This window comes from Streptomyces sp. NPDC013457, assembly GCF_043089925.1.
In the GTDB taxonomy this organism is placed as follows: Bacteria; Actinomycetota; Actinomycetes; order Streptomycetales; family Streptomycetaceae; genus Streptomyces.
The window spans coordinates 62,081-89,011 of record NZ_JBICBL010000008.1; the positions used below are offsets into that span (position 1 = coordinate 62,081).

The window sequence follows — 26,931 nt, forward strand, 5'->3', positions numbered from 1 at the left end:
CGCCCGTCGCGCCGTCCCGTACAGCCCGCCCGGACATCCCCGTACCCCCGCGCCTTCCAAGGAGCCCCCATGCCCACGCCCAAGATCCCCCTGTCCCGACGCGCCCTCGGCGGGGCAGCCGTAGGGGCCGCCGCCGTCGGTGCGCTCGGTGCCGGTGCAGGGACCGCGCAGGCGGGCGCCGCGCAGACCGGTTCCGCGCACAGCGGTTCCGCGCAGACCTGGGAGCGCCCGTTCCGGGCCGCTCGCGGACGCCACTCCCGGCGGCCGAACATCCTCTTCATCCTGGGGGACGACCTCGGCTGGGCCGACCTGTCCTCCTACGGCTCCCCGCACATCCGGACCCCGCACCTGGACCGCCTCGCCCGCCAGGGCGTCCGGTTCACGGACGCCTACTCCGGCTCCGCGACCTGCTCCCCCACCCGGTTCAGCCTCTACACGGGCCGCTTCCCCGGACGTACGAAGGGCGGGCTCGCCGAGCCGATCGCCGACCGGTCCGTCGGGCTCGAGCCGACCCACCCCACGCTCGCCTCCCGGCTGCGCGAGGCCGGCTACGCCACCGCCCTCATCGGCAAGTGGCACTGCGGCTACCTCCCGGACTACTCCCCCACGCGCTCGGGCTGGGACGAGTTCTTCGGCAACTTCGGCGGCGCACTGGAGTACTACTCCAAGCTCGGCCTCGGCGGCGAGTACGACCTCTACGAAGGCGACGCCGCGTACAAGGACCTGCGCTACTACACCCGGATCCTGACCGAGCGGGCGAGCGAGTACGTGGCCCGCGACCACGAGAAGCCCTGGCTGCTCAACCTCAACTTCACCACCCCCCACTGGCCGTGGATCGCCGACGGCGACACCGGGACGAGCGCCGAGATCGTCCGCCGGATCAAGGCCGGGGACCGCTCCGCCCTCTGGCACCAGGACGGCGGCTCGATCGAGAAGTACAAGGAGATGGTCGAGGACCTCGACCGGTCGGTGGGCGAGGTCCTGCGGGCGCTGAAGCGCTCGGGCCGGGAGGAGGACACGCTCGTCTTCTTCGCCAGCGACAACGGCGGCGAGCGGTTCTCGTACAACTGGCCGCTCGCCGGGAACAAGGGCTCGCTCCAGGAGGGCGGCATCCGGGTGCCGTCCGTCCTGCGCTGGCCCGCCCGGATCGACGGCGGGCAGGTCAGCGACCTGCCGGTGTACACCCCCGACTGGACGGCGACCCTGCTCGAACTGGGCGGCGCCCGCCCCCACCCCGCCTACCCGCTCGACGGCACGAGCCTCGCCGGGTATCTCCTGCGCGGCGAGAAGGTCGCCGAGCGCGACCTGTTCTGGCGGGTGCGGGGCGAGCGGGCGCTGCGCCGGGGCGACTGGAAGTACTACCGGGGCAAGGGCGGCCGCGACCAGCTCTTCGACCTGACCGGGGACGCCCGCGAACAGGCGGACCGTGCCCCGTTCGAGCCGGAGCGGCTCGCCGCGCTCCGGGCGGCGTGGGAGCGGACCGACGCCGGGCTGCTGCCCTACCCGGCCTGACGCCTACGGCGTCGCGCTCGCGGCCGGCTTCGCCGTCGCGGCGAAGCCCTCGCCGTCGGCGCCGGTGAGGGTCAGGCTGCGGTGGCGCAGCTCGTACGTGAGGGGTCCGTCGAGGAGTTCGTACAGCTTCGTCTCCAGCTGCATCTGCGGGCCCGAGCAGATCATGCGGGTGGTCGCGACCGGTCCGGTGACGGTGAGGGTCTTTTCGGTGACCTTCGCGGTGGCCGTGAAGCGGTTGCAGCCCAGGTTGCCCCGGACCGCACCTTCCTTGTCGATGACGAAGGTGGCCTTGCCCTCGCTGCCCTTGGGCGGCGAGGAGGCCGTGTCGCCGGAGAGAAGGGAGTCGACGGTCCAGGTGGTGCCGGTCAGCGGGGCGGCCGGTTCGGAGGTGAGGGCGAGGACGTTCTTGCCGTCGGGCGAGGTCAGCGTGAGCCGGTCTCCCTCGACCTTCGCCTTCAGCGAGCCGGTGAAGGCCTTCTGGAGCACCGCCTCGAAGGCGCCCCGCTCACCGGGGCACGCCATCTCGGTGCCCTGACCCTGCTTCACGGTGACCGTGTCGCCCCGCACCGACACCTCGGCGCCGAAGCCGTTGCATCCGCTGTTCCCCGAGGCCTTGCCGTCCGCGGCGATCTCGACGTGGGCGCCGTCGGGCGCCCTGGTCTCCTTGCCCGCCACCGTCACCGTGTCGAACGCCCAGTGGGCTCCGGCGACGGGCACGTCGGGGGCGACGGAGCCGGCGCCGGGGTCCGAGCCGGACTGCTGGGTGCCGCACGCCGAGAGCACGACGAGCGAGGCCAGGACTGCGGTGGCTGCGGTGGTACGCGTCTTCAGCATGGGGATGGGACGGGCGAACGGTACGGACGGTTCCGCCCGCCTCCGCCGGGCAGCCGCTCGGCCCGGGCAGCCGCTCAGCCCAGCAGGGGCAGCAGGGCGGCGAGGTCCGCCCGCTCCCCGCTGGCGCCCACCCGCGCCTCGTCCAGCTCCTCCGCCCACCGCGCCCGGCCGGTGGCCAGCCGGATCCAGGTGAGCGGGTCGGTCTCGACGACGTTGGGCGGGGTGCCCCGGGTGTGCCGGGGGCCCTCCACGCACTGGACCACGGCGAACGGCGGGACCCGGACCTCGACCGCGCCGCCCGGGGCCTTCACCGCCAGCGCGTCCGCGAGGAGACGGGTACAGGCGGCCAGGGCCTGCCGGTCGTACGGGACGGCCAGGCCGGTCGCCTGGTTCAGGTCGTCGGTGTGGACGACGAGTTCGACGGTGCGGGTCACCAGGAAGTCGGCCAGGCGCATGGCGCCGAAGCGCATCGGGACGAGCCGGTCGTCCGGGACGCCCGCGATCGCCTCCTTGAACCGCGCTGCGGTCCGCTCGTACAGGCCGGCCAGGTCGGCCGTGTCGATCGCCCGGGTGTCCTCGTCGATCCGCGCGGCGGCCGTGGCCGTCGCCGACGGCCAGTCCAGCAGGGCGACTTCCTGTCGGGCGGGCTCGGGCTCCCCGAGCCCGCGGGCGACGGCGCCGACCGCCATCGTCAGATGCGCCACCAGCTCCCGTACGGTCCACTCCCCCAGCCGGGTCGGCCCGTCGAGCTGCTCGGGCGTGAGCCCCTCCACCGCCTCCCGCACGTTCCCGAACTGGGCGAGCACGGCGGCCCGGATCTTGGCGGTGTCGTAGCTGCGGGTGCGCTTCTTGGCCGGTGGCATGGGGGCGAGGGTAGTCCGTCGCCGTGTGGCAGGGCCGTAGGCCCCGGCGGAGACTGGAAGAGGGCTTCCGAGAGGGGCGAAGGACATGGCTGAACACCCTGACGTGACGCTCGTACGCAAGGGGTACGAGGCGTTCTCCAGAGGCGACATGGAAACGCTCGCCGGCATGATGACCGCCGACTGCACCCACCACGTGCCCGGAAACAGCCAGATGTCGGGGCACTTCAAAGGCCGTGACGCCATCTTCGCCATGTACGCCAAGTGCATGGAGCTGACCGGCGACACGTTCACCGTGGAGATGCAGGGCATGTACCCGGACGGCCGGGGCCATGTGATGGCCGTCCACAAGTGGCACGGCGACCACGGCGACCGGGGCATCGAGATGAGGGGCGGCCTCTTCTTCACCATCATGGGCGGCAAGGTCACCGACATCGACGAGTGCGTCGAGGACATCGACGAGGCGGACGCGTTCTGGGGTCAGGCCGGAAAAGGTCAGGCCGGATAGCCCGCCGGCTCCGCCTCGAACGTCTCGCCGTTCCCGGGGACGCCCACCCCGCGCCAGGTGAACGGCACGCCCCGCGCCGTGTCCAGGTCCGCGCCGTCCATCAGCTGGAAGTGCACGTGCGGCTCCGTGGAGTTGCCGGAGTTGCCGCACCGGGCCAGCTCCTGGCCCGCCGCCACCCGGTCGCCCGCCCGCACGGTGAGCGAACCGCGCTTCAGGTGCGCGTACATCGCGTAGGTACCGCCGCCGAGGTCGAGGATCACGTGGTTGCCGGTGACCCGGCGCGCCCCTGCCAGCGCGCGTACGGCGGCCTCGACCAGCATCAGATAGGCGACGGCGGGCAGCGAGTTGCGACTGAGGTGGTCGCGCTGGCCGTCCTCGGCGTGCACGACGGTGGCGTCGGCGACCGCGAAGAGCGGGGCGCCGAAGGCGGGGAAGTCCTCGCTCCGCCGGACCGTCGGCCAGAGGCGGGCGAAGCGCGGGCGGGGCCGCTCCTCGTCCTCCGCCACGATGTCGATCGCGTAGGTCTGGCCGTACTGGTGCGTGCCGTGGCTGGGCGTGCGGTCCGCCGGGCTGTTCAGGGCCGACCAGCGGCCGGCGACCGGCGGGGCGACCTCGACGGGCGGGCGGGAGTCCGCCGTGTGCCGCCCGCGGTCCGTGCCGGCGAGCGTGACGCCGACCGCCATGGCGGCGAGCGCCGGCAGCCAGCCCGCCCAGTACGGATAGGGCGGCTCGACGAAGACCGAGGCGACCGCCTGCACGGCGAAGACCAGCCAGAGCAGCCGGTGGACGACCACGGCGACCCTGCGCGTCATGAGCTTTCCCCCTGGGGAACCTGTGGATCCTGTGGAAACCTGTGGATCGCGGTTACGGACGGGCGGCGGTGAGGACCACCAGAAGCGGGACGACCCGGGCTCCCGGCACCTCGTAGCGGCCGCGTCCCGTCGTGTGGAGCCAGCCCGCGCCGGTCAGTTGGCGCAGGTGGTGGTAGATCTGGCCGGTCGTGCCGATCTCCTCCAGCTCCGCCAGTTCGGCCGCCGTGCGCCGGCCGCCGAGGATCTCCCGCAGCAGCCGGAGCCGTACGGGATGACCGAGCGCGGCGAAGGAGTCGGCGGTCGCGGCCCAGTCCTCGTCGAGCAGCCGCTCGGTGAGAGCGCCGAACTGCCACTCGTACCGCTCCTGCGTCGGCAGGCGGACCGAGCCCGTGAACAGCACTCCGCCGTCCTCGCCCTGCGGGCCCGCCTCGGCGAGCTGCGCCTTCAGCCCTTCCAGGGCCCAGAAGGCGGCGTCGACGGCCTCGGGCACCGGGCGCTCCGCGCCCTCGAGAACCGCCATCCGGCGTTCCAGCTCGGCGACCCGCTTCTCCAGCTCCATATTCGCAGATTACGTAATTACGTAATCACGTGCAAGTGGGTACGGAAGAGCCCCCGCCCGGAACCGATGGTCCGGACGGGGGCTCCCGTGGTGCGATGTGTCAGGCGCCGCCTCAGGCCAGCAGGCCAGGGATCGTCGCCTCGTGCGCGGCGCGCAGCTCCTCCAGGGAGATGCTGAACTCGCCCTGCACGTCGACCTCCTCACCGTCCACGACACCGATCCGCGTCGCGGGGAGACCCCGCGCGCCGCACATGTCGGTGAAGCGGAGCTCCTCGCTGCGCGGGACGGCGACGACCGCACGGCCGGCCGACTCGCTGAAGAGGAAGGTGAAGGCGTCCAGGCCGTCCGGGACGACGAGGCGCGCGCCGGTGCCGCCGCGCAGGCAGGACTCGACGACCGCCTGGACCAGACCGCCGTCGGACAGGTCGTGCGCCGCGTCGATCATGCCGTCGCGGGAGGCCGAGATCAGGATCTCGCCGAGCAGCTTCTCCCGGTCGAGGTCCACGGCCGGGGGCAGACCGCCGAGGTGCTTGTGGATCACCTCGGACCAGGCCGAGCCGCCGAACTCCTCACGCGTGTCGCCCAGCAGGTAGAGGAGCTGGCCCTCCTCCGCGAAGGCGATCGGCGTGCGGCGGTTGACGTCGTCGATCACGCCGAGCACGGCCACGACCGGCGTCGGGTGGATGGCGACCTCGCCGGTCTGGTTGTACAGCGAGACGTTGCCGCCGGTCACCGGGGTGCCGAGCTGGAGGCAGCCGTCCGCGAGACCACGGGTGGCCTCGGCGAACTGCCACATCACGGCCGGGTCCTCGGGCGAACCGAAGTTCAGGCAGTCCGAGATCGCCAGCGGCTTGGCACCGGAGGCGGCGACGTTGCGGTACGCCTCCGCCAGCGCGAGCTGCGCGCCCGTGTACGGGTCGAGCTTCGCGTACCGGCCGTTGCCGTCGGTGGCCATGGCCACGCCGAGGTTGGTCTCCTCGTCGATGCGGACCATGCCCGCGTCCTCGGGCTGCGCGAGGACCGTGTTGCCCTGTACGAACCGGTCGTACTGGTCCGTGATCCAGGACTTCGACGCCTGGTTCGGGGAGGAGACCAGCTTCAGGACCTGGTCCTTCAGCTCCTCACCGTTCTGCGGCCGGGGCAGCTTGCCCGCGTCGTCGGCCTGGAGCGCGTCCTGCCACTCCGGGCGGGCGTACGGCCGGTGGTAGACCGGGCCCTCGTGGGCGACCGTGCGCGGCGGCACGTCGACGATCTGCTCGCCGTGCCAGAAGATCTCCAGACGCTCGCCCTCGGTGACCTCACCGATGACGACCGCGATGACGTCCCACTTCTCGCAGATCTCCAGGAAGCGGTCGACGTGCTGCGGCTCGACGATCGCGCACATGCGCTCCTGCGACTCGCTCATGAGGATCTCCTCGGGCGAGAGCGTCGCGTCGCGCAGGTGGACCCGGTCGAGGTCGACCCGCATACCGCCGGAGCCGGCGGAGGCCAGCTCGGAGGTCGCGCAGGAGAGTCCGGCGCCACCCAGATCCTGGATGCCCGCGACCAGCTTCTCCTTGAAGATCTCCAGGGTGCACTCGATGAGGAGCTTCTCCTGGAACGGGTCGCCGACCTGGACCGCGGGGCGCTTGGTGGGCTTGGTGTCGTCGAAGGTCTCGGACGCGAGGACCGAGACGCCGCCGATGCCGTCGCCGCCCGTGCGGGCGCCGTAGAGGATCACCTTGTTGCCGGGACCGGAGGCCTTGGCGAGGTGGATGTCCTCGTGCTTCATGACACCGATGCAGCCGGCGTTGACCAGCGGGTTGCCCTGGTAGCACTCGTCGAAGACGACCTCGCCGCCGATGTTCGGCAGGCCCAGGCAGTTGCCGTAGCCGCCGATGCCCGCGACGACTCCGGGGAGCACGCGCTTGGTGTCGGGGTGGTCGGCCGCGCCGAAGCGCAGGGGGTCGACGACGGCGACCGGGCGGGCACCCATGGCGAGGATGTCGCGGACGATGCCGCCCACGCCGGTGGCCGCGCCCTGGTAGGGCTCGATGTACGACGGGTGGTTGTGCGACTCGACCTTGAAGGTGACCGCGTACCCCTGGCCGACGTCGACGACGCCCGCGTTCTCGCCGATGCCGACGAGCATGGCGTCGTTGGCCGGGACCTTCTCGCCGAACTGCTTCAGGTGGACCTTGCTGCTCTTGTACGAGCAGTGCTCGGACCACATGACGGAGTACATGGCGAGCTCGGCACCGGTGGGACGGCGGCCGAGGATCTCGCGGATGCGCGCGTACTCGTCCTCCTTGAGGCCGAGCTCCTTCCAGGGCTGCTCGCTGTCCGGGGTCTCGGTGGCGTGCTTGACGGTGTCGAGGCTCATCAGGCGTTGACCAGCTTCTTGAGGATCGAGGTGAAGAAACCGAGGCCGTCGGTACGGCCCGTACCGATCAGCGGCTCGACGGCGTGCTCGGGGTGCGGCATGAGCCCGACGACGTTCCCGGCGGCGTTGGTGATGCCCGCGATGTCGCGGAGCGAGCCGTTGGGGTTCACGTCCACGTAGCGGAAGGCCACGCGCCCCTCGGCCTCCAGCTCGTCGAGCGTCCGCTCGTCGGCGACGTACCGGCCGTCCATGTTCTTGAGCGGGACCTGGATCTCCTGGCCCTGCTCGTAGTCGGACGTCCACGCGGTGTCCGCGTTCTCCACCCGCAGCTTCTGGTCGCGGCAGATGAAGTGCAGGTGGTTGTTGCGCAGCATCGCGCCCGGCAGCAGATGGGCCTCGGTGAGGATCTGGAAGCCGTTGCAGATGCCGAGGACGGGCATACCCGCCCTGGCCTGCTCGATGATCGGCTCCATCACCGGCGAGAACCGGGAGATGGCCCCGGCGCGCAGGTAGTCGCCGTAGGAGAAGCCGCCGGCCAGGACCACGGCGTCGACCTGCTTGAGGTCCTTGTCGCGGTGCCAGAGCGAGACGGGCTCGGCTCCGGCGAGACGGACGGCGCGCAGCGCGTCCTGGTCGTCGAGCGTTCCGGGGAAGGTGACGACGCCGATGCGTGCGGTCACGACGAGGCCCCGGCGGTCTCCGTGGACTCGACCTTGACGGTGAAGTCCTCGATCACGGTGTTGGCGAGGAAGGTTTCGGCCATCTCATGGATGCGGGCGAGGGCGGCCTCGTCGACCGGTCCCTCCACCTCCAGCTCGAAGCGCTTTCCCTGGCGGACGTCGGCGATTCCGTCGAATCCCAGGCGGGGCAGTGCACGCTGCACCGCCTGCCCCTGAGGGTCGAGGATCTCCGGCTTGAGCATGACGTCGACTACGACGCGTGCCACTGGCACTCCCGGTGGTGTGTTGCGTGGGCGGTTCCCTCAGCGTACCTGCCTCCAAATTCTACGCGGGTAGAGGACTGGAGGACCCTACAAACGCACCCGAAGATCCCCACGGAAAATTCAAGTGAAATATTGCTCGGCCCATTGCGGCGGGACACGCGGATGCAATTGGCTGGGCTTCACAATGCGACGCCTGCCGCTGTACAAAGGAATACAGAGGAAAGCAGCATTGCGCCGGAGTAGCCGCAAAGCCGGTGTCGCCGCACGTCAGAGGCGCTTGACACGCCGAACTGGCCACGGTGGCACCGCACGAAAGGACCGATATCCGTGGCTCAGCGAGTAGTGGTCACTCTCTTCGACGACATCGACGGCGGAGAAGCGGCGGAAACGGTGGCGTTCGGCCTCGACGGGAAGATGTACGAGATCGACCTGAATCCCGCCAATGCAAAGAAACTGCGCAAGGCGCTGGCGCCCTACCTCGCGGCCGGCCGCAAGCTGACCGGCAGGGCCGCCGCCGCGAGGGCGAGCGGCGCGCCCGCGTCCGTGGCTTCGTACAAGCACACCGCACTCGCCCCCGACCCGGCGGCGGTCCGCGCCTGGGCGCAGTCCAACAAGCTGGACGTGCCGGCCCGGGGCCGGATCCCGAAGCGGGTCTACGAGGCCTTCCGCGAGGCCAGTTGACCGGGCCGGCCGACGTGCCGCGGCGAACGGAGTTGCACTGCACCCCCGCTGATCGGCTAGAGTCTGGATCACGCCGAGGGGCGAGGCCGAAAGGCCGGACCTCACGCAGCGTGCGGGTGTAGTTCAGTAGTAGAACATCCCCCTTCCAGGGGGAAGGCGCAGTGTGCAATTCCTGTCACCCGCTCTGCATCGCATTACCGACCACTCTTGTGGATCAGGTAGAGTGGTGCTCGCACCGCCCAGTGAGAGCTGGTCGGAGGCATGCGGACGTGGCTCAGTTGGTAGAGCATCACCTTGCCAAGGTGAGGGTCGCGAGTTCGAATCTCGTCGTCCGCTCAGGAAGCGAAGGCCCCGGTTCTCACGAACCGGGGCCTTCGTCGTGTCCGCCCATGTCGCGGCCCCGTACTGACATTTGTCATGCGCGGCGATGACAGCGCGCACTGCCGACCGCCTCCGTCCGCCGCGAGGCTTCTGTCATGACCAACGTGATCGAGGCCGACGACCTCCGCCGGACCTACAGCGGCGGGTTCACCGCCGTCGACGGCATCTCCTTCGCCGTCCCCCAGGGTGAGATCTTCGCCCTCCTCGGGACCAACGGGGCCGGCAAGACCTCCACCGTCGAGCTCCTGGAAGGCCTCGCCGCGCCCAGCGGCGGCACGGTCCACGTCCTCGGCCACGACCCGTACCGCGAACGGGCCGCCGTCCGGCCCCGGATCGGGGTGATGCTCCAGGAGGGCGGCTTCCCCTCCGACCTGACGGTGAGCGAGACCGTACGGATGTGGGCCGGCTGCACCACCGGCGCCCGGCCGATCCCCGAAGCGCTGGAGATGGTCGGGCTCGCCGCCCGCGGCGACGTACGGATCAAGCAGCTCTCCGGCGGCGAGCGGCGGCGACTCGACCTGGCGCTCGCGCTCCTGGGCCGCCCCGAGGTCCTCTTCCTCGACGAGCCGAGCACCGGCCTGGACGCCGAGGGCCGGCGCGACACCTGGGAGCTGGTGCGGGCGCTGCGGGACGGCGGCACGACCGTTGTCCTCACCACGCACTACCTGGAGGAGGCCGAGTCCCTGGCCGGCCGGCTGGCGATCATGCACCAGGGGCGGATCGTGCTCTCCGGCACCCCCGCCGAGGTCACCGCCGCCCGCCCCGCCCGCATCCGCTTCACCCTTCCCGAGGGCGTCGAGCCCGGCAGGCTCCCGCTCACCCTGAAGGCCGGGGCGGAGGGACGGCGCGTGGAGATCCGTACGCACGAACTGCAGAACGCGCTCGGCGAACTCCTCGACTGGGCCCGCGCGGCGGACGTACGGCTCGAGGGGCTGGACGCCCGCTCGGCCTCCCTCGAGGAGGCGTTCCTGGAGATCGCCTCCCGCACCGACGACTCCCGCACCACCGACTCCCGTGTCACCGGCTCCCGTGCCGACGGCTCCCGCACCGACTCCCTGGAGACCGCCCGATGAACGCGACCGCACGCCGGATGACCTCGCTGGGGCGGGCCGAACTCACCCTCCTCGGGCGGAACAAGAACAACCTCTTCATCGCCCTGCTCATGCCGCTCCTGATGATCTTCGTGCTGCGGTCCTCGCTCACGACGATGGGCGAGGAGAAGCTGCCGCTGGGCATGGCGGGCGCCACCCTCATCGGCGGGACCGGCCTGGTCCTCGTCCTCGTCGTCTACATGGGCCTGACGTCCGCCCTCGTCGCCCGCCGCGAGGAGCTGGTCCTCAAGCGGCTGCGGACCGGGGAGGCGACCGACCTGGAGATCCTCACCGGGGCCGCGCTCCCCTCGGCGGCCATCGCCCTCGTCCAGTGCGCCCTGCTCACCGTCGGCGGCGCCCTCGCCCTGGACGTGCCCGCGCCGCGCCGGCCCGAGCTGCTCGTCCTCGGACTGCTCGCCGCGATCGTGCTGCTCGCCGGCCTGGCCGCCGTGACCACGGCCATCACCCGCAACGTCGAGAGCGCGGGACTCACCACCCTGCCCTTCTTCCTCCTCTCCGCCATGGGATCGGGGCTGATGGTCCCCACCGACCTGCTCCCCGACCTCGTCGCCGACCTCTGCCGGCTGCTCCCGGCCAGCGGTGTCATGGAACTCGTCCGCATGGGCTGGCTCGGCGTCGGCGACACCAAGGACCTGCTCACCGCCGTACTCAACACATTGGCCTGGGGCGTGCTCACCGTGTTTGCTGTCCGACGGTGGTTCCGCTGGGAACCGCGTCGCTAGAGAGGGGGCCGGGCGCGTGTCCAGGCTGACGGGGTGGTGGAGCCGCCGCAGTACGGCGGCCAAGGTCGAGCTGTACACCCGGTGGAGCTTCCACTTCTTCGTCCTGCTCGAGATCGCCTTCATCGGCGGCGGCACGGTGGCGCAGGGCGACAGCAGTCCGCTGGGACTGCCGCTGGCAGCCACCCTGGCCGCGCTCGTCTGCCTGCACGCCGTCCTGAACGGCGTGCTCTCCTCCCGCGCCCTCGACTGGGTCCTCGACCGGCGCGAGCGCCCGGTCCGGCTCGCGACGTCCCTCGTGGCGCTGACCGCGGCCGGTTCGCTGACCGCCATCGCCCTGCGGGCCACCGGGGCGCTCGCCGAGCCGGCGGTCGCCGCCGCAGTCGTCACCGGCACGGTCACCTTCACCCTCGGCAGCCTCGTCCTGTGCATGAACCGGATCCGGCACATGCTCTACGTGGCTCCGCTCGCCGCCCTCACCACCGGCGGCGCGGTCGCGGCGGCGGGTGTCGGACTCGGCGAGGCGCTCGGCTACACGGTGGGCATCCTGCTGAGCGGCGGCGGGCTCGTGGCCGCCTGCGGGTTCTCCGGCTGGCTGATGAAGATGGTCTGGGAACTGGAGCGGTCCAAGGAGCTGAAGGCCCGCCTGGCCGTCGCCGAGGAGCGGCTCCGCTTCGGCCGCGACCTGCACGACGTCATGGGCCGCAACCTGTCGGTGATCGCGCTCAAGAGTGAACTCGCCGTACAGCTCGCCCGGCGCGAACGGCCCGAGGCCGTCGACCAGATGATCGAGGTGCAGCGGATCGCGCGGGAGTCCCAGCGGGAGGTACGGGACGTGGTGCGCGGCTACCGCGACGCGGACCTGCGCGTCGAACTGGAGGGCGCGCGCGGGGTGCTCGGGGCCGCGGGGATCGACTGCGCGATCGACCCGGTCACCGTCGAACTGCCCGCCGGCGTCCAGTCGGTCCTCGGCTGGGTGGTGCGGGAGACGACGACCAACGTGCTGCGGCACGGAGACGCGCGGCGGTGCGGGATCTCGCTGCGGGAGAAGGACGGGTCGGTGCTGCTGACGGTACGGAACGACGGTGTGCGGGAAGGAGCGGTGATGGGGCGGGGCTCGGGCCTCGCGGGGCTGCGGGAACGGCTCGCGGCGGTGGACGGAACGCTGGAGGCGGGACCGCACGACGGCGGTACGTTCCAGGTGACGGCGCTGGTGCCCGTCGGCGTGCCGACTGCCCGGAAGGGGGCGTGACCGTGCCCGTGCGTGTGCTGCTCGCGGACGACGAGCACTTGATCCGGGGCGCGCTCGCCGCGCTGCTCGCCCTGGAGGACGACCTCGTGGTCGTCGCCGAGGCCGCCACCGGACCCGAGGCGCTCGCCATGGCCCGTGCCCACCGGCCCGACGTCGCCGTCCTCGATCTGCAGATGCCGGGGCTCGACGGTGTGAGGGTCGCCACATCCCTGCGGGATGAACTCCCCGACTGCCGCACCATGATCGTGACCAGCCACGGCCGCCCCGGGCACCTCAAGCGGGCACTCGCGGCCGGGGTGCGGGGCTTCGTGCCGAAGACCGTGAGCGCCCAGCGGCTGGCCGAGCTCATCCGCTCCGTACACGCCGGAAACCGTTACGTGGACCCGGAGTTGGCGGCCGACGCGATCGCCGCGGGGGACTCCCCGCTGACCGCGCGCGAGGCCGAGGTACTCGAACTCGCGGCGGACGGCGCACCGGTCGCGGAGATCGCCGAGCGGGCCTCGCTCTCGCAGGGGACGGTGCGGAACTACCTCTCCTCGGCCGCCGCGAAGCTCGGAGCCGAGAACCGTCACGCGGCGGTGCGTCTCGCCCGCGCGAAAGGTTGGGTATAGTTGGCTCCGCGCTACGGCGCATGCGGACGTGGCTCAGTTGGTAGAGCATCACCTTGCCAAGGTGAGGGTCGCGAGTTCGAATCTCGTCGTCCGCTCCATGAAAGAAGCCCCCGGTCCTCTCGGACCGGGGGCTTCTTCGTGTCCCCTAGGACCAGGCGTCGCCGGTCAGCAGCTCGTACGCCTCGATGTACTTGGCGCGCGTGGCGTCCACGACCTCCTGCGGGAGCGCGGGCGGCGGCTGCTCGCTCTTGCGGTCCCAGCCGGAGGCCGGGGAGGTCAGCCAGTCACGGACGAACTGCTTGTCGTACGAGGGCTGGGCCCGGCCCGGCTGCCACTGGTCGGCGGGCCAGAAGCGGGAGGAGTCCGGGGTGAGGACCTCGTCGGCGATGACCAGGACCGGACCGTCGCCGGTGGCCTCGAAGCCGAACTCGAACTTGGTGTCGGCGAGGATGATGCCCCGCTCGCGGGCGATGTCGCGGGCCCGGCCGTAGACCGCGAGGGTCGTGTCGCGCAGCAGCGCGGCGGTCTCCTCGCCGACCTGGCGGACGACCTCCTCGTACGACACGTTCTCGTCGTGGTCGCCGACCGCCGCCTTGGTGGCCGGGGTGAAGATCGGAACGGGCAGCTCGGAACCGTCGCTGAGGCCCTCGGGCAGCGGAATGCCGCAGACCGTGCGGGAGGCGTCGTACTCGACGAGGCCGGAGCCCGTCAGGTAGCCGCGGGCCACGCACTCGACCGGGACCATGGTCAGCGACTTGCAGACGAGCGTGCGGCCCTCCCAGTCGGCGGGGGCGCCGGGCGGCAGCTCGGTGGAGAGGACGTGGTGGGGGACGAGGTCGGAGAGCCGGTCGAACCACCACAGGGAGAGCTTGGTGAGCACCCGCCCCTTGTCGGGGATCTCGGTCGGCAGGACCCAGTCGTACGCGGACATGCGGTCGCTGGCCACCATCACGAGGTCGCCCGCCTCGTTCCGGTAGAGGTCACGCACCTTGCCCGTGTGGAGGTGGGTCAGGCCCGGGACCTGGACGGGCTCGGGCTTTTCTACGAATCCGGACACGGTTCCTCCGCGTAGGTTGATCCAGGAGCGGTTCGATTCTCTCGCACTCTCCGGGCGGCTCGGCGCGCGACCCCTTCGAAGCCCTGGTCAGACCCTGTCGTCGGTCAGTCCCGTTTGCAGATCCGGTCGAGGAGGTTCGCCGTGGCGCGCTGGATCCGCTCGTCGACATGGCCCGGCCGGTCCAGGGCGGGCGACCAGGCGAAGGTGCCGGAGGCGAAGACCCAGGCGCCGGACGGGGCGCGGTAGAGAGAGGTCTCCTGGTGGCGCAGGGCGCCTTCGCCGTCCCGGTAGGGCGAGTGGGCGAGCAGGATCCGGCTCTCGTGCTCGGGGAGCGCGGTGCGCGGGAAGTAGCGGTCCGCCTCGCCCGCGACCAGGCCGGGGATCTCGTCCCCGTCCCCGGCGCCGGTGGCGTCCCAGAGCCAGTGGTCCGCGTTCCGTACGACCAGCGGGTGCGGCTCCGGCACCCTTCCCGCGTACTGGATGCCGAGCAGCTGCTGCTCCGGGCGGTCGATCTCGCGCCAGAGCGCGGAGCGGCCGGGCCCGCGGCGTTTGCGGCAGGTGAGGAGCCGGTCGGGGACGCCGGACGGCGAGGGGGCCAGCTCGACCTGCCAGTACATGGTGTTGGCGGAGAGGAAGACGAGGGAGGTGCCCTGCTCGCGGGCGAGTTCGACGGTCCGGCGCATCGGGACGGACCAGTACTCGTCGTGACCGGGGAAGACCAGGCCGCGGTATCGGGTGGGGTCGACGCGGCCGGCGTGCAGATCACGGGTCTCGGCGTAGGCGAGGTCGTAGCCGTACCGCTCTGCCCAGCGGATGAAGTCGTAGGCGTGGCCGACGTGGAGGGGGAGACCGGCGCCCGCGTAGGGGCGGTCGAAGGAGACGGTGATCGCCGCGTCCCGCTCGCCGAGCAGCCGGCCGTCCTCGTCCCACGCGTGGTAGAGGCTGGCGCCCGTCCGGCCGTCCTCGGGATAGAGGTTGTACGCCTGCCAGGTGATGTCCGGGAGGACGAGGAGCAGGTCGGCGGGGTGGCTGTCGCGGACGGTGAAGGGGATGTGGGAGCGGTAGCCGTCGACGGTGGTGAGCACGGCGACGTAGGCGCCGATCGACCAGTGGGCCGGGATCTGGAGGCGCCAGGACTGCCACCAGTGGTGGCAGGAGACCGTGCGGTCGGCGGCGAGCGGGGCGGGCTGGACGATGCCGGAGAGGCGGGGGCTGGTGGTGATCTTGGTGGCGCCCTCGCCGCCGTAGTGACCGATCCGGTAGATGTCGACCGAGAACTGCTGCGGCGGGTCCACCGTGATGTGGAAGTCGATCGCCTCGCCGGGCGCCACGGCCCCGTTGGACACGAACCCCTTGATCTGGCTCCGTACGTCGTCTGCGGTGCGCGGGCCGCCGCTGCCGCCGCGGGCGAGCGTCTCGTCGGCGTACCACGGGACGACCTGGCCCGTGTCGTCGAAGTAGTTCTCCGAACCGCGCAGCCAGGGCAGGGGGCCCTGGCCGAAGGGGTCCGTGACGGCGTGGGCGAGCGCGCCCGACTCCCACCGCCTGATCTGGTCCGCCCCCATAACGCGCCCCTCCCTCGACTCCCCCGCGTGCCGTCTGCCGTCGTGTCGCACATGGCTGTCATGGGCTGTCATGTGCTGCTTGTCAGTGCCGGTCTCCAGCACATCACATAACGCACGCACTCCGTCACCGTTCGTCGCGAATTGACGTGAACGGAAGGCAACCTTCCGGCGCCGTCCCGGCTCACACGAGACGGACGGGCTTCTCGGGGCGTACGCCCGTCTCCGCGAGCCAGGCGTTCAAGGGCTCGGGGTCGCCGTCCTCGACGAGGGCCAGAACGCGGGCGGTGAGGTCGGTGGTCCGCACGCCTCCGACGAGGAGAGCGGGCCCGTCGAGCCAGTCGAGGCCGGGCGCCGCGCCGGCGGTGTCCACGGCGGCGCAGCAGACCATCGCCGTCACATGGTCGGCGAGGAGATCGCGGCCGGTCCGTGGCGGCTGCAGCGGGAAGAGCGGCAGCGTGTCGCCGCCGGGGGCTCCCGCCGGGGTGTGCGGCGCGGGTGCGGGCGCGGTGGCCTCCTCGCGCGCGACGCGGGCGGTGAGAGCGGCGGCGAGGGCGTCGGCGGTGGGACTGGATACGGGCGGGTCGGGGAGGTCGGCGTCGGCGAGGTCGGCGGCGGGGAGGTCGGGGAGGTCGGCGTCGGCGAGGCGCGCGAGGGCGAGCTCCGGGTCGTCGACGGCGATCTCCGGATCGTCAGGGGTGCCGGAGGCCGTGGGGGCCGCGGGGGCGGGCGTGGCGGCGGGGGCGGGAGGGGGCGGCGGGGTGCCGGGGGTGCCGTCCGGCGTAGCCGCTGCCGTAGCCGTCGCCGTAGCCGTCGTCTCGGGGTGGGCCGACAGGTGGGTCATCACGCGGATCAGCGTCGGACCGTCGGCGGTTCCGCGAGCGGCGGATTCGTGAGCCGGACCGATGCCGCTGCCGGGGCGCGTACCGGCACCGACGCGGGTGCCGGTGACGAGGCGGTTGCCGGCGCCGACGCGCGTACCGGTGCCGGTGCGGGTGTCCGTGGCACCCGGTCCCGGCGGGAGGACGCCCAGTTCGTCGAGGACCTGGTGGAGGCGGGCCGCGTCGCTGCGCCACTTCCGGTCGACGACCTCCTCCGGATACTGGCTCCAGTCGACCGGGGCCCAGTCCGGACCGGGTTCCGCGGGGCCTCCGTGGAAGAGCCGGGCGGCGAGCAGCGAGGCCGCCTCGTCGATGGCACCGGGCTCTTCGAGCAGGTCGCAGGCCGGGCGCTCGCCGAGCCGGGAGGCGAAGCCCTCGGCGAGGCGGTCGCGGCGGGCCAGCTCGGTGAGGGCCGCGACCACGCCCACGTCCAGGCTCGACGGCCAGCGGCCCATCCGCCAGGCGGGCAGTGCGACGCGGGTGAGCAGCCGGTCCCAGCCCGCGTAGGCGAGGCCGACCTGCTCCTGGGCGACGATCCGGATGCCGTAGTCCACGGCCTGTGCGCGCTCGGAGCCCGCGACGGCGACGCCCCGCTCCATCTCGGCGGCGTGTCCGCGGCAGAGGCGCAGCAGGACCCGGGCGACCCACGCGATCGCGTGCGCGCCGAGCCTGCGGGCCGGGTCGAGCCCGGGGGTACGGGGGGCGGCCACGGCCGCGTCGAGGCCCTGGACGAAGCGGCGGGCCGCGGCTATGTCGGGGTGCGCCGAAGGAGCCGTACCCGCGACGACGGGGGCGAGGACGGCACGCAGCTCGCCGACCCGCATCCACCAGAGGAAGGGGGAGCCTATGACCAGGACCGGCGCGTCGGCGGAGCGTCGGAGCGCGCCCGTACGACCCGGGCGGTGCGCCGGATGCGTACGGTCCTCGAGCCAGCTGTCGCAGTCCGGGGTCAGGGCTATCGCGGACGGCGCGGGGACGCCGAGCCGGTCGGCCAGGTCCCGCACCATGCGGTAGAGATCGGGGGCCGAGGTCTCGGCGAGCTCGACGGTGGGGGTGACGGCGGGCCGGGAGCGCGCGATCACCAGGGCGACGGCCGCCGCGGCGAGCAGGACGACGAGGGCGAGCGCCGTGGTGAGCCAGCGGGCGGCGTCCCAGCCGGCCCCGGTCATATGGCCGGTGACCCCGCCCGCGTACAGGACCACGGCCGCGGCGGCCGGGAGCACGGCGACGCCCAGCGCCCTGCCGCGGACCCGGAGCACGCCGAGGGCCCGGGAGCGCGCGGCGCGCGCACCCATCTCCTCGCCGGGAACCGAACCGGTACCGGACACGCCGTACATCACCCCCTCCTGCCCTCGTCGGGACTGCCTGTGGCGGTGTTGCTCACTCCCCCACTGTGGCACCCGCCACTGACATCGCAATGCCGGTGGGCCAAGTGCCGGAACGCCTGCGCCGCACCCTAGTTGGGGCGTCGGCAGGCGTCATCCGGATGGCTCAGCCGTCACTCGATGGAATGGCTTTGGGCAAAGGTGATGACGGTTCGGGGCGGTTAGAGGTTCACTCCCCCGCGGCCTTGCGCGCGATGTCCGTACGGTGCTGCGAGCCGTCCAGACGGATGCGGCCGACCGCCTCGTACGCCCGCTCGCGGGCCTGCGTCAGGTCCGATCCGGTCGCGGTGACCGACAGCACACGGCCGCCGGCGCTCACGATCGCGTCGCCGTCCCGCTTCGTCCCGGCGTGCAGGACGTACGCGTGCGGTGCATCCTGCGCCGCGACCTCGTCCAGACCCTCGATGGGGTCGCCCGTACGCGGGGTGCCCGGGTAGTTGTGCGAGGCGACGACCACGGTCACGGCCGCGTCCTCGTGCCAGTTCAGCGGCGGCTCGCTGTCGAGGGTGCCGTTGGCGGCGTTCAGCAGGACGCTCGCCAGCGGGGTCCGCAGCCGGGCCAGGACGACCTGGGTCTCCGGGTCGCCGAAGCGGGCGTTGAACTCGATGACCCGTACGCCACGGCTGGTGATCGCCAGACCCGCGTACAGCAGGCCCTGGAAGGGGGTGCCGCGGCGGCGCAGCTCGTCGACCGTCGGCTGGAGGACCGTGGCCATGACCTCGTCGACCAGCTTGGGGTCGGCCCAGGGCAGCGGCGAGTACGCGCCCATGCCGCCGGTGTTCGGGCCCTCGTCGCCGTCGAGCGCGCGCTTGAAGTCCTGCGCGGGGGTGAGCGGGAGGACGGTGACGCCGTCGGTGATCGCGAAGAGGGAGACCTCGGGGCCGTCCAGGAACTCCTCGATGACCACCCGGCCGCAGGCGAGCGCGTGCGCCCGCGCCTCCGCCAGGTCGTCGGTGACGACGACGCCCTTGCCGGCCGCGAGGCCGTCGTCCTTCACCACGTACGGAGCGCCGAAGGCGTCGAGCGCCTCGTCGATCTCCTCGGCGGTGGTGCAGACGTAGCTGCGGGCGGTCGGGACGCCGGCACCGGCCATGACGTCCTTGGCGAACGCCTTGGAGCCCTCCAGCTGCGCCGCCTGCTCGGACGGGCCGAAGCAGGGGATGCCGACGGCGCGGACGGCGTCGGCGACACCCGCGACGAGCGGGGCCTCCGGGCCGACGACGACCAGGCCGGCCTGGAGGTCGGCGGCGAGCCGCGCTACGGCCTCGCCGTCCAGCTGGTCGACGGGGTGCAGCTCGGCGACCTCCGCGATTCCGGCGTTGCCGGGCGCGCAGTGCAGAGCGGTGACGTCGGGATCGAGGGAGAGAGAGCGGCACAGGGCGTGTTCGCGGGCGCCGCCGCCGATGACGAGGACCTTCACGCCAGCCAGGGTAGCCCGCGTGGCGGGATGCCCCTTGTGCGGGCCACCGAGCGAGACGTCCCTACTCGTTCGTGTATTCCTCCACAACGGTGGCCCCGAGCTCGCGCACGATCAGGTCGTGGCCCGAGAGGGCGGAGTCCACGAGGTCCGGGTCGTCCTCCTCCGGTACGTCGTCCTCGGGCGCGACGGGCGGCGGGGAGTACGGCTGGCTCTGCGGTACGGGAGCGGCCGCGGGCGCCTGCGGGGCGGGCGCGGCCGAGGACGCGCTCGGGGGCTGGTGCGCCGACTGGGACGGCGGACCCTGCGGGGGCTGCTGGGCCTGCTGTGAGGAAGACCACGGCTGCTGCGGGGCGGGGGCCTGGGCCGGGCGTCCGCCGCCGAAGCCGGTCGCGGCGGGCGGCGGGGTCGCACCGCCCGAGGGGTCGACGATCGCCTCGATCTTCCACTGCACGTGGAACTGGTCGGCCAGGACCTGGCGCAGGACGTCCTCGCTGCCGCTGCTCGCGAAGTTGTCACGCGCGCCGGCGTTGAGGAAGCCGAGCTGGAGGGTGGTGCCGTCGAACCCGGCCACCTGGGCGTTCTGACTGAGCAGGATCCAGGTGAAGCGGCGCCTGTTCTTGACGGCGTCCAGGATCGACGGCCACATGTTCCGCACCTGGGCGGCGCCTTGGGCCGGGTCGCCGGTCGGGGCGGTCGCCGCGGCCGGAGCGGCGGCCTGCGGCACGGGGGCCGGGGCCTGGGGCGCGGGGGCGGAGGCACCCGGCCAGGCGCCGGGGGCGGGGGCGGCCGGAGCGGCGGGGGCCGCGGCCCCGGGCCAGGCACCGGGCCGGGGCCCTTCCGCGGCGGGCTGCTGCACGGGCGGCGGCGCTTGCGGCGCCGGGGCCTGCGGTACGGGGGCCTGCTGGGCCGGGGCCGGGGCGGGCGGAGGCGGGGCCATCGGTGTGTGGGCGTCGGGCCCGGGGACGTACCCCATGGCGGGCGCGGGCGGACCGGCCGTGAAGACGGCGGCGGAGGCCGGGGCGGCCGCTGCGCCGCGCTCCAGCCGGTCGATCCGGGCCTGGAGCGACCGCTCGTCGTCGAAGGCGGCGGGCAGCAGCACGCGCGCGCAGATCAGCTCCAGCTGGAGCCGGGGCGAGGTGGCCCCCCGCATCTCGGTCAGTCCGGCGTTGACCAGGTCGGCCGCGCGGCTCAGCTCGGCCGCGCCGAACACGGACGCCTGGGCCTGCATGCGCTCGACGACGTCCACGGGGGCGTCGATCAGCCCCTTCTCGGCGGCGTCCGGAACGGCGGCGAGGATCACCAGGTCGCGCAGCCGCTCCAGCAGGTCGGCGACGAAGCGGCGGGGGTCGTTCCCGCCCTCGATGACGCGGTCCACGACCTCGAAGGCCGCCGCGCCGTCACCGGCGGCGAAGGCGTCCACGACCGAGTCGAGCAGGGAGCCGTCCGTATAGCCGAGAAGAGAGGTCGCCATGGCGTATGTCACACCGTCGTCGGCGGCGCCGGCGAGCAGCTGGTCCATCACGGACATCGAGTCACGCACGGATCCGGCGCCCGCGCGGACGACGAGCGGCAGCACGCCCTCCTCGACGGGGATGCCCTCGCGCCCGCAGACCTCGCCCAGGTAGTCCCGCAGGGTGCCGGGCGGCACGAGCCGGAACGGATAGTGGTGCGTACGGGACCGGATCGTCCCGATCACCTTCTCCGGCTCGGTGGTGGCGAAGATGAACTTGAGGTGCTCCGGCGGCTCCTCGACCACCTTCAGCAGGGCGTTGAAGCCCGCCGAGGTGACCATGTGCGCCTCGTCGATGATGTAGATCTTGTACCGGCTGGAGGCGGGCCCGAAGAAGGCCTTCTCCCGCAGGTCACGGGCGTCGTCCACACCACCGTGGGAGGCGGCGTCGATCTCGATGACGTCGATCGAGCCCGGCCCGTTCCGCGCCAGGTCACGGCAGGACTGGCACTCCCCGCAGGGTGTGGGAGTGGGACCCTGCTCACAGTTCAGACAGCGCGCGAGGATGCGCGCACTGGTCGTCTTGCCACAGCCGCGCGGCCCGCTGAACAGGTACGCGTGATTGACCCGGTTGTTCCGCAGGGCCTGCTGCAACGGGTCGGTGACATGCTCCTGCCCGATGACCTCGGCGAAGGACTCGGGGCGGTAGCGGCGGTACAGCGCGAGAGACGACACGTATACGAGGTTATAGGCGCCCACCGACAACCCGGGAACGCAAGCGCCCCCCACGCACCCGCCAGAGCCGACCTACCCTTGCTGCCTTCCGGCCCTGGGGGAGTTCAGTCAGATAGCGCCACGTGAGGGGCTCCGCCAAGGGTACCCGATCCCAGGACCCCCGCGGCCCCCCGATCCCGACCGGGCACCCCCGTTCTGGATCACGTTCGCGAGCACCCCTCGGCGTCTTGTATTGTTTGCCGCGGAGGATTCGCCTAGAGGCCTAGGGCGCACGCTTGGAAAGCGTGTTGGGGGCAACCCCTCACGAGTTCGAATCTCGTATCCTCCGCCATTGCTCTCACCGGGCAATTCGTTGAAGGGCCCCACCGTTCGCGGTGGGGCCCTTCGGCGTTCCCCAGGCCTTGTTGTCCTGGTCTTTGTCCACAGTGGGCTTCGCCGAGGGTCCCCGGACGGCTTCGGCGATCTTCCGGGCCACGTCCTTCAGCATGGCGTCCGGCACGTGCAGGTACCGCGCCCGCATCCGGGAGGAGGCACCTGGCTCCCACCCCATGATCTGGTCGATGACGCGGTCCGGGGCTCCGAGCAGCATGAGTACGGTGGCGACCGTGTGCCGGGCATCGTGCAGACGCGCGTCACGCACCCCCGCGTCGCCCAGCAGCTTCTTCCAGTCGTGGCAGTCCGTGTTCGGGCTGAGCGGGCCACCGAGCGGCTTGGTGAAAACGTACTCCGAGGCGGTCCACAGGTTCCCCGCCGCCGCCCGCTCAGGGGCCAGTGCCTCCTTGTGGGCACGGAGCCTCACGACCAGCGGACCCGGCAGCGGTACTGCCCGGCGGCCAGCGCGTGACCTGGTGTTCTTGGTCTCCCGCCGTACCTGCTCACGTTTGGGGCAGTAGCCGGCCTTCCGGCCGCACGGCGACGCCTCGGGGCATCCGTGCGCGTACTTCGGCCGCAGGCGATTCCGGCGCAGCTTCAGGTACGCGTCGTCCAGGTACACGTCGGACCATCGCAGCCCGAGGGTCTCGCCCTGCCGCAGTCCGAGAGCGAGCGCGAGCATCCAGCGAGCGCTGTTGCGGCCAACGAACTGACCCGGGCTACCAAGGCCCCGGGTCAGTGCTGTCAGTGCCCGTTGATAGCGTGCTTCGTCCAGTCATGGAACTCAATGAAGGGGCAGGTTGCGTGCGGGATGTGACATGCCACCAGGTCGGCGAGCAGCGGTTGGCCGAGGCGCTCGACGACATCGACGGGCGGGCCTACACGCGGTGGCACTCGCTGCGCTACGGCAGCATCTCGCCGACGCTGATCCGGGCCATGGCGGACGAACTGCTCGACCATGTCGCCGCGCGAACGGTGACGGAGCCGGGGCTCGACGCCGCTGCCGGCACGGTCGCCGTCACCGCCGCGGAGTGTGTGCAGGGAGTTCTGAGCATCATGTGCTTCCCAGACGGGGACCAGGAACTCCGGTTCCCCCTCATCGGGGAGCGGATCAGCACGGACCCGGAAGACGACGAGTTCGGGGACGGGCCCATCACCTTCAGGGACGTCGTTCAGGAGGCGCCCACCGCGCGGACCTGGCTCGACATGTTCGAGATGTGTGTCGTCAGCGGGCTCGTGTGGGACTGGGAGCGGGTGACCGGGCTGCTGCTGCGCGGCGACTACGCGCCCGCCATCCGTGACGGCGTGCCCTACAACCGGTACACCTCCGTCTCCGACCCCGCCGACCTCGCCGCCATGGACGCCCTGTGCCCCTATCTCGCCGAGGCGGACGGGCATCTGCCCCGTGACTGGCCGACGGTTCCGCTGCGCAAGCCGGACGGCGGGCAGCGCGCGGAGGCCGCCCGGCGGCTTGACGAGGTCGGCGACGCGCTCAGCGCGGACCAGCGGCTGCTCCGCGTACTCCTCGACGACGACCAGCAATCCTTCGAGGACGCCCTCGTCGCCCGGCTGGTCGCGTACCGGGAGAGCGTCGAAGCCGATGCCGGTGATCCCGCGCCCCGGTCTCTGCTCCCCCTCGGCACCCTCGCCCTGGCCTGCCTCGCCGTCCAGGTCCATGGGTGGGAACTCGGTGTCCGGTCCGGGTATCTGCCGTACGGTCTGCTGGGATCGCCGGACGCGCCGCGCCGGGCGGCAGAGGGGAACCGGAACAACTTGGGCTACTGGGCTGCCAAGTAGGCCACCCGGGGGGCATGGGTATGACGGGTGTGATCGCCCTGCCCCACGTCAGCGAACGCCAACTGCCGGATGTCCCGGATCTCGTATCCTCCGCCACTGCTCTCACCGGGCAATTCGTTGAAGGGCCCCACCGTTCGCGGTGGGGCCCTTCGGCGTTGTCGGTGTCTCCGCCGACGGAGACACCGGGACCAGGTCAGCTCCGGACGTCCAGGACGTACTTGCCGGTGGATGCCCGCGTCTCCAGGAGTTCGTGTGCGCGCGTCACGTCACGCAGCGGCAGGACCGTCACGTCCACCCGGACGGTGCCCTTGGCGACCTCGGTCAGGGCCTGCTCCAGGTGGGCGCGGAGCAGTGCCGGGGCGCGGCCCGCGACGCCGCCGAGGTTGTAGCCGGCGAGGGAGCTGTTCGTGTACCAGGGGTGGTTGCCCTCGAAGGTGACGTCCTCGGCGGCGGCGTTGCCGAAGATGACGTGGCGGCCGAAGGCTGCCAGCAGACCGGTCACGGACGACCGGAACGCGCCGCCGACGGAGTCCAGGACCAGGTCGGCGCCGGCTCCGCCGGTCCGCTCGGCCACCTCGCGCTCCAGCTCGTCGTAGGAGACCACGCTGTCGTAGCCGTAGGCGCGGGCGTACGCGGCCTTGGCCGGGGAGCTCGTCACGCCGATGACCGTGGCGGCGCCCAGCGAGCGGGCGAGCTGCGCGGCGGCCGTGCCGACGCCGCCGGCGGCGGCGAGGACGACGACGGTCTCGCCCTTCGCGAGCCGGCCCGCCGAGGTGAGGACGCCGAGCGCGGTGGTGACGTTGCACAGGGCGCCCGCCGCGACGGCGCCGTCGAGCTCGGCGAGGTCGCCGTCGAGACGGACGGCGTGCTCGGCACCGACGGCGACCACCTCGGCGTTGCCACCGCCGCCGAGCGTGAGGGCGGCCACGCGGTCGCCGACCTCGAAGCCGGTGACGCCCCCGCCCACGGCGCGCACGGTGCCCACGGCCTCGAGTCCGGGGAAGTGGGGCAGGTCCACGGGGAACTGGCCGCGGCGGAACATCACTTCGGCGAAGTTCACGCCCGCGTACCGGACGTCGATCGTGAGCTGCCCGGCCGCCGGCTCGGGCACGGCGACGTCCGCGACGCCCAGCACGGACGGGGCGCCGAAGGACTCGAACCGGACGGTGCGCATGCGGTCTCCGGGGGTCGTGGAGGTCTGGGCGGTGTTCGTCATCGGATTCCCGTCTCGCTGAAGGTGGTGGAGGGGCCGTGGCCGGTGAGCAGCCGGGTCTCGTCCGGGCACAGGCCGGCGATCATGCGAAGGGAGCGGTCCAGACCGGCCGGGCTGGCGCCCGGCGCGTCCGCGCGCCCGGGGCCGGTGGCGAGGAGGCTGTCCCCGGTCGCGAGGAGCGGGTCGGTTCCTCCGTCGAAGCGGAACATCACGGAACCCCCGGTGTGGCCTGGGGTGTGGAGCACGGTGACGGGGCCGGTCGCGAAGCTCAGCTCACCGCCCTGTGCGGGGAGTTCGCTCACCTCGTCGGGCTCCTCGTCGGGGTGTCCGACGAGGAGTTCGCGGGGGAAGGAGTCGGGCAGACCCCGGGCGGGGGCGCCGAGCTGGTAGCGGTCGGCGGGGTGGATCCAGGCGGCGACTCCGTAGTGCCGGGCGAGCGGCACGGCGTCCCACGTGTGGTCCATGTGGCCGTGGGTGATGAGGATGGCCTCGGGCTCCAGGCGGTGGGTCCGGACGGCCTGTCGGACCGCTTCGGCGGAGTCGTGCCCGGGGTCGACGATGAGGCAGGGATTTCCCGGTCCTGCGGCGACGAGATGGACGTTCGTGCCGAACTTGCCGGTGGAGGCGGACAGTACGAGCATGACGCGACTCTGACCGAGACCTCGGTCATATGTCAATTACCGGTTGTGTCGCAGAACCCTGGCTCAGAACTCGTATAGTGGCGGTGCCGGCGTCACGCGCCCGAACCGGGGCCCGGACCGGGGCCGGCACCCCATACCCGTACGGTCGTCGTCCCATCAGGGGGTTCGCACGTGAAGGCCATCGCCGTCCAGCGCTACGGAGGGCCCGAGGTCCTGGAACTCATGGACCTGCCCGAGCCGCGCCTCGGACCGGACGTCGTGCTCGTCCGCGTGCGGTACGCGGGCGTCAACCCGGCGGACTGGAAGATCCGCGAGGGCTACATCGACGACTGGTTCGAGTCCCACTTCCCCCTGGTGATGGGGTGCGACCTGTCCGGCGTGGTCGAGCGCACCGGCCTCGGCGTCACCGAGTTCTCCCCCGGCGACGAGGTCGTCGGCTACGTCCGCTGCGACCACATGCAGCGCGGTACGTACGGCGAGCTGGTGGCCGCACCCGTGAGGACCCTGGCGCACCGGCCGCCCTCCCTCGACCCGCGGGCCGCGGCCGGACTGCCGGCCGCCGGCCTCACCGCGTACCAGGCGCTCCGCCGTCATCTGCGGATCGCCGCCGGCGACGTGCTGCTCGTCCACGCGGCGGCCGGCGGGGTCGGCTCGCTCGCCGTGCAGATCGGCCGCGCCCTCGGCGCCCGGGTCATCGGGACGGCGAGCGAGCGCAACCACGACTTCCTGCGGTCGCTCGGGGCCGAGCCGGTGACCTACGGGCCCGGGCTCGCCGACCGGGTGCGCGCCCTGGCTCCCCAGGGCGTCGACGCCGTCTTCGACCTCATGGGCGGCGACACCCTCTTCGGCTCGCCGGCGCTGCTGCGGCCGGGCGGGCGGCTCGCCTCCATCTCCGGCGACGTGACGCGGCTCGGCGGACGTTACGTGTTCGTCCGCCCCGACCCGGCCGATCTGGCCGAGCTGGTGGCGATGGCGGAGCGGGGCGAGGTCCGGGTCCACGTCAGCGCCGAGTTCCCGCTCGCGGAGGCGGCGCGCGCGCATGAACTCGTGCAAACCGGCCATGTGCGGGGCAAGATCGTCCTCGCGGTCCAGCCTGACTGAACCGGAGCGGCACAGCCGTCGACAGCAGCGAAACCCGTACGAAACAAGGGCCGTCCCCACCCGGGGACGGCCCTTTGCGCATGTCCGGGGCGTCCGCACCCCGTCTCCAGTGAACCTTGAGCGGCTCTCGATCCAGCCATCCCGAAGCCGTCGGCCAGACCCTTCGCCGTT

The 26,931-nt window shown here is 72.3% G+C and carries 23 protein-coding genes, 4 tRNA genes, 1 other RNA gene and 1 pseudogene; 13 read left to right on the forward strand and 16 right to left on the reverse strand.

Features of this window, described 5'->3' with window-relative positions:
• The first annotated feature begins 69 nt into the window (after window positions 1-69).
• Window positions 70-1,512 carry a sulfatase gene (locus tag ACF1G2_RS22010; protein ID WP_391799892.1) on the forward strand — a complete coding sequence of 481 codons (1,443 nt, stop codon included), beginning with the start codon at window positions 70-72 and terminating at the stop codon, window positions 1,510-1,512.
• 3 nt (window positions 1,513-1,515) lie between these two features.
• Here the strand turns inward: ACF1G2_RS22010 and ACF1G2_RS22015 are convergent, their stop codons facing one another.
• A complete protein-coding gene (locus tag ACF1G2_RS22015; protein WP_391799893.1) occupies window positions 1,516-2,346 on the reverse strand; it encodes an META domain-containing protein in 831 nt (276 codons plus the stop codon).
• Window positions 2,347-2,420: 74 nt separating this feature from the next.
• Complete coding sequence (locus tag ACF1G2_RS22020; protein WP_391799894.1) at window positions 2,421-3,209, reverse strand: sterol carrier family protein; 789 nt, start codon at window positions 3,207-3,209, stop codon at window positions 2,421-2,423.
• Window positions 3,210-3,294: 85 nt separating this feature from the next.
• Here ACF1G2_RS22020 and ACF1G2_RS22025 point away from each other — a divergent pair, with 85 nt between their 5' ends.
• On the forward strand, window positions 3,295-3,714 hold the full coding sequence (locus ACF1G2_RS22025) for a nuclear transport factor 2 family protein (RefSeq protein WP_391799895.1): 420 nt from the start codon (window positions 3,295-3,297) through the stop codon (window positions 3,712-3,714).
• On the opposite strand, the gene ACF1G2_RS22030 is transcribed toward ACF1G2_RS22025, so the two are convergent.
• From ACF1G2_RS22030 to purS, 5 genes are all read right to left on the reverse strand, one after another.
• A complete protein-coding gene (locus ACF1G2_RS22030) occupies window positions 3,702-4,526 on the reverse strand; it encodes a M23 family metallopeptidase (RefSeq protein WP_391799896.1) in 825 nt (274 codons plus the stop codon). The two genes, ACF1G2_RS22025 and ACF1G2_RS22030, sit on opposite strands and share 13 nt — an antisense overlap.
• A 52-nt stretch (window positions 4,527-4,578) precedes the next feature.
• Entirely contained in the window at window positions 4,579-5,085 is a 507-nt protein-coding gene (locus ACF1G2_RS22035; protein ID WP_391799897.1) for an ArsR/SmtB family transcription factor, read from the reverse strand.
• Between the two features lie 112 nt (window positions 5,086-5,197).
• Window positions 5,198-7,447 carry a phosphoribosylformylglycinamidine synthase subunit PurL gene (gene purL, locus ACF1G2_RS22040; protein ID WP_391799898.1) on the reverse strand — a complete coding sequence of 750 codons (2,250 nt, stop codon included), beginning with the start codon at window positions 7,445-7,447 and terminating at the stop codon, window positions 5,198-5,200.
• The gene (gene purQ, locus ACF1G2_RS22045) at window positions 7,447-8,127 is read right to left on the reverse strand and encodes a phosphoribosylformylglycinamidine synthase subunit PurQ (RefSeq protein WP_391799899.1); all 681 of its coding nucleotides are present in this window, start codon (window positions 8,125-8,127) and stop codon (window positions 7,447-7,449) included. Before purQ ends, purL begins: the two co-directional genes overlap by 1 nt.
• The gene (gene purS / locus ACF1G2_RS22050; protein WP_352189734.1) at window positions 8,124-8,393 is read right to left on the reverse strand and encodes a phosphoribosylformylglycinamidine synthase subunit PurS; all 270 of its coding nucleotides are present in this window, start codon (window positions 8,391-8,393) and stop codon (window positions 8,124-8,126) included. Before purS ends, purQ begins: the two co-directional genes overlap by 4 nt.
• Window positions 8,394-8,717: 324 nt before the next feature.
• On the opposite strand from purS, the gene ACF1G2_RS22055 reads away from it, so the two are divergent.
• The 8 genes from ACF1G2_RS22055 (at window position 8,718) to ACF1G2_RS22090 (ending at window position 13,244) form a co-directional block, all read left to right on the forward strand.
• Entirely contained in the window at window positions 8,718-9,071 is a 354-nt protein-coding gene (locus ACF1G2_RS22055; protein WP_352189735.1) for an Lsr2 family protein, read from the forward strand.
• A 112-nt stretch (window positions 9,072-9,183) separates the two neighbouring features.
• A tRNA-Gly gene (locus ACF1G2_RS22060) sits at window positions 9,184-9,255 on the forward strand.
• Window positions 9,256-9,334: 79 nt separating this feature from the next.
• Window positions 9,335-9,407: transfer RNA gene (locus ACF1G2_RS22065), tRNA-Gly, on the forward strand.
• A gap of 140 nt (window positions 9,408-9,547) precedes the next feature.
• Window positions 9,548-10,525, forward strand: coding sequence for an ABC transporter ATP-binding protein (locus ACF1G2_RS22070; protein WP_391799900.1), 978 nt, complete (start codon window positions 9,548-9,550; stop codon window positions 10,523-10,525).
• Window positions 10,522-11,286, forward strand: coding sequence for an ABC transporter permease (locus ACF1G2_RS22075; protein ID WP_391799901.1), 765 nt, complete (start codon window positions 10,522-10,524; stop codon window positions 11,284-11,286). The genes ACF1G2_RS22070 and ACF1G2_RS22075 overlap by 4 nt, the downstream gene beginning before the upstream one ends.
• A gap of 16 nt (window positions 11,287-11,302) precedes the next feature.
• Complete coding sequence (locus tag ACF1G2_RS22080) at window positions 11,303-12,535, forward strand: sensor histidine kinase (protein ID WP_391799902.1); 1,233 nt, start codon at window positions 11,303-11,305, stop codon at window positions 12,533-12,535.
• Window positions 12,532-13,146 (forward strand): response regulator transcription factor, encoded by a 615-nt coding sequence (locus ACF1G2_RS22085; RefSeq protein ID WP_352189739.1) that lies wholly within the window; start codon window positions 12,532-12,534, stop codon window positions 13,144-13,146. The genes ACF1G2_RS22080 and ACF1G2_RS22085 overlap by 4 nt, the downstream gene beginning before the upstream one ends.
• 22 nt (window positions 13,147-13,168) lie before the next feature.
• Window positions 13,169-13,244: transfer RNA gene (locus tag ACF1G2_RS22090), tRNA-Gly, on the forward strand.
• 47 nt (window positions 13,245-13,291) lie between these two features.
• On the opposite strand, the gene ACF1G2_RS22095 is transcribed toward ACF1G2_RS22090, so the two are convergent.
• The 6 genes from ACF1G2_RS22095 to ffs all read right to left on the reverse strand — a co-directional run bounded on the left by ACF1G2_RS22095 (window position 13,292) and on the right by ffs (window position 21,771).
• Window positions 13,292-14,203 (reverse strand): phosphoribosylaminoimidazolesuccinocarboxamide synthase, encoded by a 912-nt coding sequence (locus tag ACF1G2_RS22095; protein WP_391799903.1) that lies wholly within the window; start codon window positions 14,201-14,203, stop codon window positions 13,292-13,294.
• A 104-nt stretch (window positions 14,204-14,307) separates the two neighbouring features.
• Window positions 14,308-15,768, reverse strand: coding sequence for a N,N-dimethylformamidase beta subunit family domain-containing protein (locus tag ACF1G2_RS22100; protein ID WP_391799904.1), 1,461 nt, complete (start codon window positions 15,766-15,768; stop codon window positions 14,308-14,310).
• Window positions 15,769-15,949: 181 nt separating this feature from the next.
• A complete protein-coding gene (locus ACF1G2_RS22105) occupies window positions 15,950-17,983 on the reverse strand; it encodes a hypothetical protein (RefSeq protein ID WP_391799905.1) in 2,034 nt (677 codons plus the stop codon).
• Window positions 17,984-18,200: 217 nt separating this feature from the next.
• Window positions 18,201-19,451, reverse strand: coding sequence for a phosphoribosylamine--glycine ligase (gene purD / locus ACF1G2_RS22110; RefSeq protein WP_391799906.1), 1,251 nt, complete (start codon window positions 19,449-19,451; stop codon window positions 18,201-18,203).
• 61 nt (window positions 19,452-19,512) lie between these two features.
• Window positions 19,513-21,636, reverse strand: a complete 2,124-nt coding sequence (locus ACF1G2_RS22115) for a DNA polymerase III subunit gamma and tau (protein WP_391799907.1) — start codon at window positions 21,634-21,636, stop codon at window positions 19,513-19,515.
• A gap of 36 nt (window positions 21,637-21,672) precedes the next feature.
• Window positions 21,673-21,771, reverse strand: an RNA gene (ffs, locus tag ACF1G2_RS22120) — signal recognition particle sRNA small type.
• 108 nt (window positions 21,772-21,879) lie between these two features.
• Here ffs and ACF1G2_RS22125 point away from each other — a divergent pair.
• Window positions 21,880-21,967: transfer RNA gene (locus tag ACF1G2_RS22125), tRNA-Ser, on the forward strand.
• Between the two features lie 69 nt (window positions 21,968-22,036).
• Here the strand turns inward: ACF1G2_RS22125 and ACF1G2_RS22130 are convergent.
• Window positions 22,037-22,708: pseudogene (locus ACF1G2_RS22130) on the reverse strand (tyrosine-type recombinase/integrase); the annotation flags it as partial.
• Between the two features lie 104 nt (window positions 22,709-22,812).
• Between ACF1G2_RS22130 and ACF1G2_RS22135 the strand changes: the two are divergent.
• Window positions 22,813-23,805 carry an immunity 49 family protein gene (locus ACF1G2_RS22135; protein WP_391799908.1) on the forward strand — a complete coding sequence of 331 codons (993 nt, stop codon included), beginning with the start codon at window positions 22,813-22,815 and terminating at the stop codon, window positions 23,803-23,805.
• Window positions 23,806-23,998: 193 nt separating this feature from the next.
• On the opposite strand, the gene ACF1G2_RS22140 is transcribed toward ACF1G2_RS22135, so the two are convergent.
• Entirely contained in the window at window positions 23,999-25,021 is a 1,023-nt protein-coding gene (locus ACF1G2_RS22140; protein ID WP_391799909.1) for a zinc-binding alcohol dehydrogenase family protein, read from the reverse strand.
• Window positions 25,018-25,659, reverse strand: coding sequence for an MBL fold metallo-hydrolase (locus tag ACF1G2_RS22145; RefSeq protein WP_391799910.1), 642 nt, complete (start codon window positions 25,657-25,659; stop codon window positions 25,018-25,020). The genes ACF1G2_RS22140 and ACF1G2_RS22145 overlap by 4 nt, the downstream gene beginning before the upstream one ends.
• A gap of 171 nt (window positions 25,660-25,830) precedes the next feature.
• On the opposite strand from ACF1G2_RS22145, the gene ACF1G2_RS22150 reads away from it, so the two are divergent.
• Window positions 25,831-26,760, forward strand: coding sequence for an NADP-dependent oxidoreductase (locus ACF1G2_RS22150; protein WP_391799911.1), 930 nt, complete (start codon window positions 25,831-25,833; stop codon window positions 26,758-26,760).
• The last annotated feature ends 171 nt before the right edge of the window (window positions 26,761-26,931 follow it).

What these genes read in the sequence shown, in the direction of transcription:
- ACF1G2_RS22010 (WP_391799892.1), top strand. Translation starts at nt 70, where the DNA reads ATGCCCACGCCCAAGATCCCCCTGTCCCGACGCGCCCTCGGCGGGGCA.
- ACF1G2_RS22015 (WP_391799893.1), bottom strand. Translation starts at nt 2,346, where the DNA reads ATGCTGAAGACGCGTACCACCGCAGCCACCGCAGTCCTGGCCTCGCTC.
- ACF1G2_RS22020 (WP_391799894.1), bottom strand. Translation starts at nt 3,209, where the DNA reads ATGCCACCGGCCAAGAAGCGCACCCGCAGCTACGACACCGCCAAGATC.
- ACF1G2_RS22025 (WP_391799895.1), top strand. Translation starts at nt 3,295, where the DNA reads ATGGCTGAACACCCTGACGTGACGCTCGTACGCAAGGGGTACGAGGCG.
- ACF1G2_RS22030 (WP_391799896.1), bottom strand. Translation starts at nt 4,526, where the DNA reads ATGACGCGCAGGGTCGCCGTGGTCGTCCACCGGCTGCTCTGGCTGGTC.
- ACF1G2_RS22035 (WP_391799897.1), bottom strand. Translation starts at nt 5,085, where the DNA reads ATGGAGCTGGAGAAGCGGGTCGCCGAGCTGGAACGCCGGATGGCGGTT.
- purL (WP_391799898.1), bottom strand. Translation starts at nt 7,447, where the DNA reads ATGAGCCTCGACACCGTCAAGCACGCCACCGAGACCCCGGACAGCGAG.
- ACF1G2_RS22070 (WP_391799900.1), top strand. Translation starts at nt 9,548, where the DNA reads ATGACCAACGTGATCGAGGCCGACGACCTCCGCCGGACCTACAGCGGC.
- ACF1G2_RS22075 (WP_391799901.1), top strand. Translation starts at nt 10,522, where the DNA reads ATGAACGCGACCGCACGCCGGATGACCTCGCTGGGGCGGGCCGAACTC.
- ACF1G2_RS22100 (WP_391799904.1), bottom strand. Translation starts at nt 15,768, where the DNA reads ATGGGGGCGGACCAGATCAGGCGGTGGGAGTCGGGCGCGCTCGCCCAC.
- ACF1G2_RS22105 (WP_391799905.1), bottom strand. Translation starts at nt 17,983, where the DNA reads ATGTACGGCGTGTCCGGTACCGGTTCGGTTCCCGGCGAGGAGATGGGT.
- ACF1G2_RS22140 (WP_391799909.1), bottom strand. Translation starts at nt 25,021, where the DNA reads ATGACGAACACCGCCCAGACCTCCACGACCCCCGGAGACCGCATGCGC.
- ACF1G2_RS22145 (WP_391799910.1), bottom strand. Translation starts at nt 25,659, where the DNA reads ATGCTCGTACTGTCCGCCTCCACCGGCAAGTTCGGCACGAACGTCCAT.